Genomic DNA, 13,103 nt, shown 5'->3' on the forward strand with positions numbered 1-13,103 from the left:
GCCGAAGAAGACGACCCGCCTCTCACGCCCCAATAAGCTGCTTCTGCGTCACAAACGAGTGCTCGCCCAACTCGTCCTTCCAGTAGACGAGAGTGGGCGAGGCCCCGCCGTTCCCCGACGCCGGCGCATCCAGCTCGGCTCTTGTGGTGCGTGCGGACTCGATGAGCGACTGGAAGTGAACAGTGATCTCTTTCTCGCTCTCCATCGTCGCCGTGTAGGAAGCCCGGTACTTCGCCAGCTTCTTCTCCAAGGTCGCGGCCTCACCACCGGGGAGGTTGCGCTCGGCCCACTTCATTTCCGCCAGCTTCTCTTCAATCTCGTGGATGCGGACCTTCAGCGCGTCCGAACGATTCTGCAGGCGTTGCCAGTACTCGATCCCGTCATCGATGGTGGCCTTCAGATGACCCAGCGACGCAGTCACGGACTTCGGGTTCTCCTGCATGTCGACGCACACGCGGAGGTAGGCGATGCGCAATTCGATGAAGGACGAGAGCATCGCGCTGTGTGCGTCATAGTTCGCCTGCTGCACTTCCTCGAGGTCGGCCGCGGCGACCATGTCGCGCGACTGGACCAGCTGCCGGAATCGTGACGCCAGAGCCCTGGTGTCTCTCTCGGCGAGGGCGAGACGGACAAGCATGTCGTTGGAGAACGATCCTTCGACGCCGTACTGGGCGTACACATCGTCGACGATTCGGGATGCTGCCAGCAGCTCGCCCGCATGCGTCGCCTCGATGCGCGCGACGGTTCGATCCAGGGTGCCTTTGATCGCATCGAGCTTGCGGTCGACTTGCTTGAACTGTTGCATCATGACCGCGGTGTTCAGCGCCTGGATCGCCAGAATCGGCGCCACGAACGGAAGCGCGCTCGCCACGGGGATGAATGCAGCCTGTCCCACAATTCCGGTCGCGCCCATCACCGCACTGCCGACCCCGCTGCCGAGCGTCATCAGCGTCGCCGGGTTGGCTGTGGCCATGAAGAGCGTGGACGAGAACGCCGCCGAAAGAGCAGTTGCGCCCGCTGCCGCACCGGCCACACCGAGGGACATTGCGCCCTGCGGTGAGACCGCCTTCGCGTCTGAAACGTAGTTGCCGGTCGCAAGATAGCCCTGCTGAAGGCTGGAGATCATCAGCTCCCGCAGCTTTCCTTGGAACTCAAAGACCGCGAGCTCTGATCCATCGGTCCCAATGCGTCGCACGGCGACTTCTTGAGGCTGTCCGTCCGCAGATGTGTCCACGAGTCCCCTTTCGGCGCGACAAGCCTAATGGTGAGAGATCCTTCGCATTCCGCCATCGCAGCGTCAAAGGCGCCTCGAAGCACCCCCAGTTGTGGCCCACGCAGTCGGCCACAACGTCATGCCATCCATGCCGCCGCTCGTATCGGCGGCGATGCGCATGGCGTTCGCGATCTCGATCAGCGACACCTGATCGATAGAGCGTTGTTCGCCGGCTGAGGCACGACGCACGATCTGCCCCGCCGAGGGAACGATGTCGGCTGGCCAGAAGAAGCCTTCGCCGTCTTGTGGTCGCAGTTCGGTGGGTGCGCAGCGCAGAATCGACTTCGCGCGCGCATCGTTGACCCTGCCGAGCCCGAACGCTGCGGCGATCAAGCGTGCTAGTCGATCCTGGTGCACGGGCCGCTCCGCGGCAACCGCGTCACGGATGGCCAGCTGTACTCGTGTGCTGGCATGCACTCGAGGCAGGTCGTCGAGCACGTCGACGTTGCCGAGAGAGCGAGGTGTCCTTCTTCTCTTCTCACGCGCGGAATACTCGGCACTTACGTGTACGCCACGGTCCGGGCGTTGCGCGAGTGCCTCTGCACGTTCATTCCAGCGCACCGTATGTCCTGACCGATTCGTCGCGCGTTCGTGGGTCGACGACCAGCTTTGTCCCCGAAATACGGGCTTACGCGCTGCCGCACGTAATCGATACCCTCGCCGGAACGGCCACCGCCGTTGCAAAGGGGAACATTAACGGAGACCAAGACGGATGCCACCGTGTTGTTCGCAGAGTGGGAGATCCCGATCAGGACTTGGGAGAGCCTCCAGTCTGACTGGCGCCCACTGCGTGGCCGCTCGACAGCACTCCCACCCTGTTGCTGCTCGCCGCGGCGGAGGCGGGGCGCCGTCAGCGAGTACGAGTGAGTCCGCCAAGATGTCAGACCCAGGCCCGGGCAACTGCCTCGGGCCGGCCCGAGGCAGCAGGCCAAGTTGCGTAGGGCACTCGTCGGAGCCGCCGGCAACGTGCATAGTTCGGGCCGAGCCTGAGTGTCAGAGCCCCCCACTACGGTGGACTTGGGCACTGACGCTCATCCACACGGAGTCAGGGGGCAGGAACATGGTCGGGGAGGTTTCCGCCACTCAGGCAAGCGCTATTTCCGTCGACGACCTCGTTACGCTCGCTGATCTGTTCCCCACTCTCGCTGACGAAATGCCCCTGGATCATCTCGTGAGCGACGCCGCGTCGCGAACTTGGTTTGGCTCCACCGGGTTCACCATTTGGTCCGATATCTCCTGTATGACCCTGGACGAAATCGAGGGATGGCCAGGACTCGGTCGTCAGCGTGTCGATCAGTTGATCGAGGACCTCGCACGGGTTGCCCATACGCCGGTCGACGAGACGCCCGCAGCGAGCCCATTAGTTACACTGGACGAGGTCTCGGGTTCGATGACTTTCGGCGAGTTGTTTCCTTTCATCAGTCCTGCAACTCTCGTGGAGAGCCTGGTTACGGGCACAAGAACTCGTAACGCTATTGGTCGGCGCGGACTGACCACGTGGGCGCAGTTGGCTTCCCTTACGCTCGATGAAGTTCGCAGGTGGAATGGGGTCGGCTCAGAGACAGTCAAATCTCTCCTCCAAAACCTCGCGGCGTACGAGCCTGATCAGGGTACGGCCGACGCGCGTGACATAACCGAACGCGACCCCTTGAACGTTAGATTCCCCGACCTGGATCCATCGATACCCCTCTATCGGCTCACGAGAGACACACGCCTCCTCAATGCTCTTCAGGGGCGTGAAATCTCGAACTGGGAGCAATTGTCGAAGCTGTCGGTAATACAAATTGCCGCCTGGTCCGGGATTGGGTCGACCTCTATCGAACGGCTACTTGCGGATTTGGCGAGCGCGCCCATACCGATACCGTCCGAGCCGGCAAAGACCAAGGATCCCGGGCCCTCGATGCGTGAGCAGTCGATGATCCAAATGCGCCGCGAAGGAGCGGCGCTCGGAGCGATCGGGGAAAGGTTCGGAGTCTCACGTGAGAGAGTGCGCCAAATCATCGGCAAGTACGGTGGCCCGTCACCTGCTGAAGTTAGGGCACGGAAGGCGGCACTTGCGCTGGAGGCCGCGGAGTTACGACGGGGCGAAATCGACAGGCTGCTGCGCCCGGTGCTGATGAAGCGCGGAGCGTTGACCGTCTCGGAGGCCGCGGAGGCAATTGGAGTCACCTCTGAGGAGATTGCCACCTATTGGCCAGAGGACCTCGGAAGTCTGCGGATTCGTCCGGGATCCGCGGATCGTTCCTGGACGGAGCAAGACCTGCTATCCGCTGTGCGCGAGGCAGCTCTGTACGAGTTCCCTCTGACCGCCAAGGCGTACTCGGAACTGGTTCGCATGGGGCAAGTCCGTGGGCCATCGCTCCCGCTCGTCTATCAGCGGTTTGGGAGTTGGGCTGTTGTATGCGATGCAGCTGGTGTCGAACACGGCCAGACGCCTCGTGCAAGTTACAACACCCGATGGACCGACGAAGAAATCGTGGCCTTCGCCCGTGACTACCTTCTGGACGCCGATTGGCCCGGCTCCGCGCAGGAATATGACAACTGGAAACGTGCGACGGCTCCAGATGCACCCTCCTTCATGACCATTCGGAATCGCTTAGGCACTTGGTCGAGCATCAAGCGCCTCGCCCTTCGTCCCGGAGAACATGCCAATGAATGAACAGGCTCGACTCGACCACATCCTCGCTGCGCAGATTGACGAACCAACTCGGGCTCGCATCTGGGGTTCGGCTTCGGCCATCCTCGACCACGACACGGCACCTGGCGACTCGGACAGGAACACGGGCCTCGCGCTGGGCTTTGTTCAGTCCGGAAAGACCACCTCGATTACGGCGCTGACGGCAGTTGCAGCTGACAACGGGTATCAGTTGATCGTCGCGCTGCTCGGCTCCACCAACCTGCTCCTCGACCAAAACAAGTCGCGCCTGGAGAGGTCGCTTGGCATCGGAACGCGGGCCGACTATGTGTGGATCAGTGAGACGAATCCGGTGACGGACGCAGCTGGCAAGCGGGTCAAGGATTTTATTGAACGTGGCCGGGTGTGCTTGGTGCCTGTCCTCAAGCATGCGGGTAGGGTCCGCGACGTAGCCACGCAATTAGCGAAACTTCCCAAGAATTTGAAAGTCCTCATTATTGACGACGAGGCTGATCAGGCCTCACTCAACACGAGTCAGGATGCCGAGAGCAAGACGTACGCGGCGATCAGGGATCTTCGCAACACGGTATCGAATCACCTCTATGTCCAGTACACCGCTACCCCCTATGCGCCACTCTTGCTCGATGCCGCAGACATCCTGAGCCCTCAGTTCGTCGAATTCCTCACCCCAGGCAAGGGTTACACCGGAGGTAAGGAATTCTTCATCGACAATGCCGAAACCGTCGTTCGCAACGTGCCGCTCTTGGATGAACAAGCTTCGAAGACGCCGCCGATCCAACTGCAGACGAGCCTCCTGCAGGCGCTCGCATCTTTTCTCGCCGGTGCCACGCTGCTGCTATTACATGAGCAGTCGAGCCCGCCAATCAGTATGCTCGTCCACTCGACTGCCAGGAACGACGTGCAAGCACGCTACGAGTTCCTAATTAGGCGCCAGATCACACAGTGGAAGGCGACGGTTGTGGACGGTGATGCGTCTACCATCCCGTCGGTTATACAACAGGAGCGCGACCGCTTGGTCAGTCACGGCATCGTCAATGTGCCAGACGACGCCTTCATCTCAAAACTCCGAGAAGTGCTCAAAGAGTCCACGATCTGGCTGGTGAACAGTGTCGCGGACGTGAACAAGGTCGATTGGAACATCGCCCCCATCCATATCCTCGTAGGCGGCAACAAGCTGGACCGAGGATTCACCGTCGAAGGGCTCACCGTTACGTACATGAATCGGCCCGCGAGTCCTCAGGTAGACACGCTAGAGCAGCGTGCCAGGGCCTTCGGGTATCGCGGTGACCTGTTGCCCTACTGCCAGTTCTTCGGCAGCAAGAAGACGATTCGCTCACTGACCGAGATTGTCCACACGGAGGAGGACCTCCGAGCCCGTCTTCGGGATCACATCGAAGCCGGAGGCTCGGTCCGCACGTGGTCAGAAGAAGTGGGCCTTCTGCTACCGGCAGGCATGACTCCAACGCGGACCAGCGTCGTACACGCCCTTTCCTCGCAAGCCCTCGGCTGGCACTCGCAGCGCCGCCCCTCACTCGCGCCCAGCGATACGGACTTCAACCGGCAACTTCTCGCGGAGGTCGGCCTGCTGGACGCCGACTTCGAATCCCACGGTCGGCTTGAGTTCAGGACGCTTCGAGTTGCCGAACTCGCGCCTCTCACCACGCTGCTCTCAGCGTGGTGCCAGTCCAATTACAGCCCGGGCTGGCTTCATGACGAGTTTGTCGAGGCGCTCAAGCGCAATGTCGAACAGGTCGGTCATGCCACGCTGCTGCTCATGGAAAACGATGGCGCTGCCCGCTCTCGCAAGTGGGACGACGAAATCGGATTCATCAACCTGTTCCAGGGCCGTGATCTCAAGCCGCAGCCGAACGGGGATTTCTATCCCGGCGACCGAGGCGTGCTCGGCATCGAGGACCACCCGAATCAGGTCGTGATTCAGGCGCATCGAATCCTCAGCCCCGCGAGCGAGCCTGGCGCCGAAGTGCTCGCGCTTGCGCTTTACTTGGGCAGCGGCTCCGTCATTCGGAAGGGTGCAAGTGTCTGAAGCGATACCAGCGAGCGCCGGACACCTCAAGGAGGTCACGCTTGGATCGCTCCGACTCGACCGCGACAACCCGCGTATCCCCGAGAAGAACCGGAGTGACCGGCTCGAAGACCTTGCAGTCATCCTGGAGATGGGCTTCGATGCGTACCCCGTAGCCCAGTCGATTGCAGAATTAGGCTTCTTCCGGGCGGAGCCACTCATCGTCATTCCGAGCGACACCGAGCCCGGCGCTTGGATCGTCGTCGAGGGCAACCGTCGCTTGACAGCACTCCTAGGTCTCGCCAGTTCGGCGATGCGCGCTGAGTTCCCTGACCCCGACAAATGGGATGCGCTCGCGAAGAAACGCACCATCTTCCTCGACATGCTCATCCCAGTCGTTGTTCACGACACGCGTGAGACGACGCACTCTGAGATCGCGCGTGTTCACATCGTTGGGAAGCTCCAGTGGCGGCCCCTTATGCAGGCCCGCTACATCGCTGCTCGCGTGGCCGAAGGCAGAACCTTGCAAGAGGTAGCCGACCTCATCGGCATCCCGAAGAGCAAGGCAGCTGACCTGTATCGGGACCAGGCCGTTCTGACTCAAGCAGAAGGGCTCGGCCTCGCCACCACACAGGCGGAGCAGGCATTCTCGCTGCTCACCGTCGCGCTGAGCAGCACGAAGATTCGTGAGCACATCGGCGCGCCACTTGGGTCGCGCCTCGACCCAGATCAGCCACCGATTCCTGCAGAGAAGACCGCCGAACTGACAGAGGTGCTTCAGTGGGTCTTCGGTGACGAAGACCACGAGGCAGTCATATCCGACTCTCGCCAGATGTCCCAACTCGGCGGTGTCGTTTCCAGCCCTGTCGGACTCGCAGCACTGCGTAACGGGGCGACGTTGGAGCAGGCGAAACAGAAAGTCAATGCGGCTGGGCTCGACCCCCTCGATGCCCTGAAGCGTCGCCTGACTGCAGCCAAGAATGCGCTCGCATCTGCAAGCAGCGACCTTTCTGAGTTTGCCACCGAGCCAGAAGTGCTGAGCCTGGTCAGCGACATCGAATCCGCTGTCGAGGGTCTTCGGTCGACGCTCGATGAGTTGGGAGCGTCAGCCCAGTCTGAGCAGCAGTAGCCATGCTCGACATCGAACTCGACAGCATCGAGCTAATTGCGGACTGGGTCGAAACATCAGTTCTAGTCAATCCCGGCCGGCACGTCACGCTCGACCGAATTTACGCACTTGCTGAGGAGGAGTTGGGCGTCGAGGCGGCACGCACCTCGCAGGCGGTTGGACTTCTCGAACGCCGATCAGTTGTGCTGGGCGAGTTATACCCTTTCGAGGTTCGGCCAGACATTGCCGTATTGCGACGGCGCAATCCACGCCTCGCTCAGTCCTATGCAACGCTGCTCTTCCTCACGCCGAAGTCGGTGCCCCGGCAGTTACTCTCTTCGCTCGACATGCAAGTGATGGCTGAATTGCTTGAGGACATCGCAGAGCGCGCACTCGCGAACCTTTGGGGTACAGGCGGAACCGCACTCCGCTTCGCCTATCCGTCGCGGCATGGACGCCCCGAACAGTTCGACCAGGCAGTGGACTGGCTAGCTCGGCGTATCGGCATCCAGACAGGTCACGGCTACCGCCCACCTCGGCGTAAGGACGGCGGGGTGGACGTCGTCGCGTGGCGCCAGTTTTTCGATAGGCGCGCCGGGTTCCCCATCGCGCTCGCGCAATGTACAGTCCAGGCCGAGACTTTTACTAAGACGACAGACATTGACACGCGGCTGTGGGCGACCTGGCTCAGAATGGACAGCGACCCAATGAGCCTGCTCGTCATCCCAGGCACTATCACCCGGGCTGGAACGCAGTGGGGACAGTTGACATCCGTTGTCACAGTGATTGAGCGGCTGCGGCTCATCGAGTTGCTCGGTCGGTCTGACACACAAGACGTCGAAGCGACATGGACCGCCGATGTGCTCTCGCGGCTGTCTGACAAGCTCCGAGCCGCCGAACGCTAGGCGAACATCTCAGGCCGCCTGCCCGGCCACGCTCTGTTGCTGGTGCTTCGCCCGACTTTGTACTTCGAGACCGCTCAACAGAGGCTCAGCGATAGCCTGAACCACGCGCGCATTGACCGCGTTGCCGAGGGCCTTATATGCCGCAAGGTCATTGTCTGGCAGCGACACTCCGTGAAGGCTCTGGAGCGCCGCGCACTCCATCGGTGTCATGTAACGTCGGATGCCCACGATGTTCTTCCCAAGGATTGGCACCTGCGTGTGCGTCATCGCGATAAGGCTCGGCGCCGTCGTCGTGCGCTTCACTCGGATGCCTGATGCTCGCACCTGGAGCACGTAGTCGTCGATTCGGCGCCTGCCTCCCTGTACGTTCCACTCAAACTTCTGGAAGCTCTGGGGCAACTCCCACGGCCTCCACTCGTTCATCCAGTCGACGATCCACTTGTGATTCGACCAGAAAAACTCACGGTTCTGCCTGATGAACGCCTGCTTCCAGTGCGGGAACGCGAAATCTCCGTCTCGTCGCGAGTAGCTCGGCAGCAGGTTGAACTGTGCATCCCGGCTCAAACCCTTGAGCGACTGGCCGAAGCTCCCCTGGAACTGCCCCAGATCGTGCGGCCCGCGCTCGGCCCAGATCGCGGGCGGTGTGCCTTCATCGCCGTAGGGATAGTCCGCTCCGAATTCCATAGACCAGATCGGGAATGAAGGCAACTTAACAGCACCAGACCGCTTCAGGAAATCGTCCCACATGTTGATCGCTCCCAGCGTCTGCACTGGGATTGCGCGGCTCGGGACCGTGGCCGGGTCGAGCACACTCTTGATCGATGTTGTCGTGTGAGTCGGCTCAGGCCAGACGAAGTCGTTCAGCCCATCGAGTGACCCGACAAAGTAAGCCCTCTCGCGGATCTGAGGGTCACCAAACTGATGCGGAGAGTACTTATGCCAGTCGACCGCGTATCCGATGGCATCAAGCTCCCGAAGCATCGTTGTAAGAGTCTCGCCTTTCTTATGCCGAATGATGTTCGGGACGTTCTCCAAAATGAAACGGCGGGGCCGCTTCTCCCTCAAGATATCCAGCACTTTGAAGAACAACTGGCCCTGGAGCGTGTGTCCGAACCCGAGTTGCTCGCCTGCTTTTGAGAATGGCTGACAAGGGAACCCGGCGGTGAGGACCTGGTGGTCGGGCACAATCGCGTCGATGACCTCCGGACTGTCGAGTTCGTTGACGTCCGACCAGACGGCCGCAGCCGGGAAGTTCTTCGCGTAGAGCGCATTAAGAGTCGGCTCCCACTCAGCTGCGAAGACCCCCCGGCCGCCTAACGCTTGGAGCGCGACGTGAAAACCGCCCAGGCCTGCGAAGAGGTCAACGAAATCGAAGCCCGGGGTGCTGTCCGTCACCGTAACCTCCTTGGCGTCATTCGTTCCAATCTATCGGCGACCTCGGACATTGATGACGGACGCGCTGTGATCGGCGAGGGTGGCTAACGCCACTCGCAACTCAGGCGGCGAACCCAAGGAAGCGGCGCTGCAACCTCTGGGGATCCGGTCGCTCTTGGACTCGGCGCGGCACCAGCAGTGTGCGCCCGTCTACGGCCTGAAGGCGTACTTCAACATCGGCCGTCGACTTTAGCAAGCACATCCTCGCGTACGTGAACTCGATAGTCCCCATCGATAACCACCGCCTGCGGGCCGGGCTGTGCAGAGTTCACACAGAGCCGGTACGGGAACCGACCACAATCGGTCTTCGAAAGACAGCGACCCACATCTGCAGTATGACTCCCGCAGACTTGCGGGCCACTTACTCGCAGATTTGCTACTCCGACCTCGCAGATTCGCAATGGTCACGACCCCTGCCCTGCACCTCTGTCAGCCCCCGGCCCGCTCTCCACCTCCCGGTAGGCTCAACCCCCGTGGCTGCAGGCGCGACGATCTACACGTTCGACATCGAACTGGCCGACATCGATCGCGGGGTGTACGAGAGCCTCACGATGCGGGTGGCGCGGCATCCATCGGAGACCGACGCCTACATGCTCACCCGCGTGCTGGCGTACTGCCTCGAGTTCGAGGAGGGCATCGCCTTCAGCGAGGGAATCTCGGCGACCGAGGAGCCCGCGGTTCTCGTGCGCGACCGCACGGGCACGGTGACCGCCTGGATCGAAGTCGGAGCGCCGGATGCCGCCCGGCTGCACCACGGCAGCAAGCTTGCGCAGCGTACGACCGTCTACACGCACCGCGACCCGGCGAAGCTGATCCCGCTGTGGGCGGGCAAGAAGATCCACAACGCATCCGAGATCGTGCTGCACAGCTTCGATACGGGCTTCATCGAGGCTGCGACCGGTGCGCTGGAGCGGCGCAACACGGTCTCCGTCTCCATCACGGAGCGACAGCTCTACCTCGAGGTGAACGGAACGAGCCTGAGCTCGGCGCTCCACCAGCATCCGATCGTCTGAACCGGCGCCCGGGCGAATCCCGGCGTCCCGCGGCGAGGCCGAGGCGACGTACGACGCGAATGTCGGTGGCCCCGTGCATCCTGCAATATTCGCCACTCAGGCGGGTGCCGCCCGGCGTGATCACCACGTCCCGCGGCCCACCAGGGCCCCACAGCACACGGCCCGTGCACCAAGGGATGCACCCATGTTCCACACCATCCACCTCGCCACCAGCGTCGCCAATCCCGCCGGCGACTCGGCCACCACCACCCCGTCCCCAGCCGTGATCGACCGCATCGCGTCCGCAGCATCCGCGAATCCGGCAGCCGCGATCGGCGCCGTCGTCGCCGTGATGCTGCTGCTCGCGGTCGCGGCAGGCGTCGCCGCCGTCTGGCTCGGCATCCGCAACCGCAAAAGGGCACGGATCGCAGCGATGTCGCCCGCCGAGCGGGAGCGGTACGACGCCGTCGTCGAGTACCGGGCGCGCATCGCATCCGCTGAGAAGGGGCTTGCGAACGCGACCAAGGAGCGGACGAGCCGGCTCAAGGCATCCGAGAAGGCGCTCGCCCAGGCTCGCGGCGAAGCGTCGCGCACGGTGGCGAGCTACCGCGGGCAGGACGGCGGCGTCGCCTTCACCAGTACGCAGATCGCCGTGCCGCAGGGCACGTTTCCGCTGACGGCGTCCGTGTTCGCCACCGTCGACACGGCCGGCAACCTCGCCACGAGCAGCCGCTCGACGCTCACCCGCATCGCAGCAGGCGGGCTGCTGTTCGGGCCCGTCGGGGCCATCATCGGCGGGGTCGCCAAGAAGACCCGCGTGCACGACGTGCGCGAGCTGTACCTGCTGATCCAGGGCGACACGTTCGCCACCCTGATCACCTGCAATGCGGATGACGGTCCCCGCGTTCGCCAGTTCGCCATGGCGATCAGACAGGCGGCGCTGAACGCCGATGCCGCGCGCGCCCACCATGCGCAGGCCATCACCTCGGCCGAGCAGGCGCTCGCCTGGGAACAGCAGAACGTCGCCCCTGTCGATGCCGCCCGACGCGAACTCGAGGCAGCCGCCACGGACACCGCTCGCCTGGATGCTGCCACCGCGGCCGTCGCACGCGAGGAGGCGCAGCGCGCTGCCGACGCGGCGCAGGCGCAGCGGGCCGCCGAGACCGACGGGGCCGACCGGACCACGGATTCGGACCAGGCTCGCCGCACCGCCGACCAGGGCGAAGCCGAGGCACTCTCGTGAGCACAACGGACCGTCCGTCGCGCCACATGACCCTCACCGGCGTCGTTCCACCGCCGCCGTGGCTCGAGGTGGAACGGAGCCGTCCCTCGTCGGCACCCGAGCTGTCCACCGGTCAGCCGGTCGCCTCGTGCACACCCCCAGTCTCCGACGGCCGGGAATCCACGGCGGCCGCAGCCCACCTCCTCAGGCTCGTGCTGGACAACCTGCCACTGATCGCGCTGGCGATCGTCGCCATCCGGTCGTCGGCGCCGTCCCGGCGCTGAGCCTCCATCCATCCGCCCAGCCGAGAAATCGACATCCACAACCATCATCAACGAATCGAGGAATTCTCATGAACACCATCGGAACCACCACATCGCGCTCGTTCCGCGACCGCCCGCGCGCCGTGCGCATCCTGACGTTCGTCGTCGCGGGGGTACTCGCCCTCGGCATCGCCGCAGCATCCGCCTGGGTCGGCTACTCGGCGTTCATCGCACCGCCGCTCGCCAAGGCGCAGCACGCCCGCTGCGTGCACGAGTACAACTCGAAGGATGCGCAGCTCGCCTGCGCGACCGGCGACATCCGCACGGCGAAGAAGGCTGAGTCCGACTACAAGGCCGAGCTGAGGAAGAAGGCGCTCATCGCGCAGTGCGCTGACGAGTACGACGACACCGCAGCGCAGATCGACTGTGTGAACGGCGACACGACCCAGGCGGATGCCGACCAGAAGTCCGCAGACGCCGCTGCGGCAGCGGCTGCGAAGAAGGCCACGGAAGGGCAGACGTTCGACAACCCGTATCCGGCGGGGACGCAGGCGTCGATGCAGAGCACGAACCGGCTGGACGGATCCGAGTCCACTTATCTCGAGTGGATCACGGACTTCAACGCGAACTGGACCGGCTACGACTCGTACGAGGCGCCCGACACCGGCATGAAGTACGTGGCGTTCGTGGTGCACGTGCAGGCGACATCCGCTGGGGTGGATGCCGGGGGCACCGCGTACGACGCCAGCTTCACGGATGCCAATGGCAGCGTGTACTCGCACGCCACCGCCCAGTACGGCGCGACCGGGCAGATGCCGCAGGTGACGCTCGGGAACGCGCAGCAGGCATCCGGAATCGTCGTCTTCGAGGTGCCTGCGTCGGTGACCGGCGGCGTCGCGACGTTCGGCGACGGAACCGTGTTCGAGGCGCTGCAGTAAAGGCCAAGTCACACTCGAAGACCCAGCAGATGGGCCCCGGATCCGTGTCCGGGGCCCAACGTTTCGCGCGGGCACGCGGCATGCCCAGCTGGCGCAGGCCGTGAACACCATTGGAGGGCCTTAACGCAAGAAAGGCCGCCCATTTCTGGGCGGCCTTCTTACAAAGAAGTCCGGCGGTGTCCTACTCTCCCACAAGGTCCCCCTTGCAGTACCATCGGCGCTGAGAGTCTTAGCTTCCGGGTTCGGAATGTGACCGGGCGTTTCCCTCTCGCTATGGCCGCCGAAACAC

At 63.2% G+C, this 13,103-nt stretch carries 11 protein-coding genes and 1 rRNA gene; 8 read left to right on the top strand and 4 right to left on the bottom strand.

The genetic code is table 11. The annotated features are described in order from the left end of the window. Positions 1-22: 22 nt before the first annotated feature. Together ACX9R5_RS18650 and ACX9R5_RS18655 are read right to left on the bottom strand one after the other, a co-directional pair. Positions 23-946: a hypothetical protein gene (locus tag ACX9R5_RS18650; protein WP_459410564.1), complete on the bottom strand. Its 924-nt coding sequence runs from the start codon at positions 944-946 to the stop codon at positions 23-25. 351 nt (positions 947-1,297) lie between these two features. Further along, positions 1,298-1,834, bottom strand: coding sequence for a DUF3320 domain-containing protein (locus tag ACX9R5_RS18655; protein ID WP_459410565.1), 537 nt, complete (start codon positions 1,832-1,834; stop codon positions 1,298-1,300). Positions 1,835-2,333: 499 nt separating this feature from the next. Here ACX9R5_RS18655 and ACX9R5_RS18660 point away from each other — a divergent pair, with 499 nt between their 5' ends. The 4 genes from ACX9R5_RS18660 to ACX9R5_RS18675 are packed head-to-tail and all read left to right on the top strand — an operon-like array spanning position 2,334 to position 7,965. Further along, entirely contained in the window at positions 2,334-3,932 is a 1,599-nt protein-coding gene (locus ACX9R5_RS18660) for a hypothetical protein (protein WP_459410566.1), read from the top strand. After that, positions 3,925-5,973: a Z1 domain-containing protein gene (locus ACX9R5_RS18665; protein ID WP_459410567.1), complete on the top strand. Its 2,049-nt coding sequence runs from the start codon at positions 3,925-3,927 to the stop codon at positions 5,971-5,973. Before ACX9R5_RS18660 ends, ACX9R5_RS18665 begins: the two co-directional genes overlap by 8 nt. Continuing rightward, entirely contained in the window at positions 5,966-7,081 is a 1,116-nt protein-coding gene (locus tag ACX9R5_RS18670) for a hypothetical protein (RefSeq protein ID WP_459410568.1), read from the top strand. The genes ACX9R5_RS18665 and ACX9R5_RS18670 overlap by 8 nt, the downstream gene beginning before the upstream one ends. 2 nt (positions 7,082-7,083) lie before the next feature. Continuing rightward, positions 7,084-7,965: a hypothetical protein gene (locus ACX9R5_RS18675; protein ID WP_459410569.1), complete on the top strand. Its 882-nt coding sequence runs from the start codon at positions 7,084-7,086 to the stop codon at positions 7,963-7,965. A 9-nt stretch (positions 7,966-7,974) separates the two neighbouring features. On the opposite strand, the gene ACX9R5_RS18680 is transcribed toward ACX9R5_RS18675, so the two are convergent. Continuing rightward, on the bottom strand, positions 7,975-9,360 hold the full coding sequence (locus ACX9R5_RS18680; protein ID WP_459410570.1) for a DNA cytosine methyltransferase: 1,386 nt from the start codon (positions 9,358-9,360) through the stop codon (positions 7,975-7,977). A gap of 512 nt (positions 9,361-9,872) precedes the next feature. Here ACX9R5_RS18680 and ACX9R5_RS18685 point away from each other — a divergent pair. From ACX9R5_RS18685 to ACX9R5_RS18700, 4 genes are all read left to right on the top strand, one after another. Next, positions 9,873-10,412, top strand: a complete 540-nt coding sequence (locus tag ACX9R5_RS18685) for a YaeQ family protein (protein ID WP_459410571.1) — start codon at positions 9,873-9,875, stop codon at positions 10,410-10,412. Positions 10,413-10,596: 184 nt separating this feature from the next. After that, positions 10,597-11,634, top strand: a complete 1,038-nt coding sequence (locus ACX9R5_RS18690; RefSeq protein WP_459410572.1) for a hypothetical protein — start codon at positions 10,597-10,599, stop codon at positions 11,632-11,634. Beyond that, entirely contained in the window at positions 11,631-11,897 is a 267-nt protein-coding gene (locus tag ACX9R5_RS18695) for a hypothetical protein (protein WP_459410573.1), read from the top strand. The genes ACX9R5_RS18690 and ACX9R5_RS18695 overlap by 4 nt, the downstream gene beginning before the upstream one ends. A gap of 68 nt (positions 11,898-11,965) precedes the next feature. Continuing rightward, positions 11,966-12,814: a hypothetical protein gene (locus tag ACX9R5_RS18700; RefSeq protein ID WP_459410574.1), complete on the top strand. Its 849-nt coding sequence runs from the start codon at positions 11,966-11,968 to the stop codon at positions 12,812-12,814. Positions 12,815-12,982: 168 nt separating this feature from the next. Here the strand turns inward: ACX9R5_RS18700 and rrf are convergent. Then, a 5S ribosomal RNA gene (gene rrf / locus ACX9R5_RS18705) occupies positions 12,983-13,099 on the bottom strand. Positions 13,100-13,103: the final 4 nt, after the last annotated feature.

The sequence above is a fragment of the Rathayibacter sp. CAU 1779 genome, assembly GCF_054551755.1.

What these genes read in the sequence shown, in the direction of transcription:
- ACX9R5_RS18650 (WP_459410564.1), bottom strand. Translation starts at nt 946, where the DNA reads ATGACGCTCGGCAGCGGGGTCGGCAGTGCGGTGATGGGCGCGACCGGA.
- ACX9R5_RS18660 (WP_459410566.1), top strand. Translation starts at nt 2,334, where the DNA reads ATGGTCGGGGAGGTTTCCGCCACTCAGGCAAGCGCTATTTCCGTCGAC.
- ACX9R5_RS18665 (WP_459410567.1), top strand. Translation starts at nt 3,925, where the DNA reads ATGAATGAACAGGCTCGACTCGACCACATCCTCGCTGCGCAGATTGAC.
- ACX9R5_RS18675 (WP_459410569.1), top strand. Translation starts at nt 7,084, where the DNA reads ATGCTCGACATCGAACTCGACAGCATCGAGCTAATTGCGGACTGGGTC.
- ACX9R5_RS18690 (WP_459410572.1), top strand. Translation starts at nt 10,597, where the DNA reads ATGTTCCACACCATCCACCTCGCCACCAGCGTCGCCAATCCCGCCGGC.
- ACX9R5_RS18700 (WP_459410574.1), top strand. Translation starts at nt 11,966, where the DNA reads ATGAACACCATCGGAACCACCACATCGCGCTCGTTCCGCGACCGCCCG.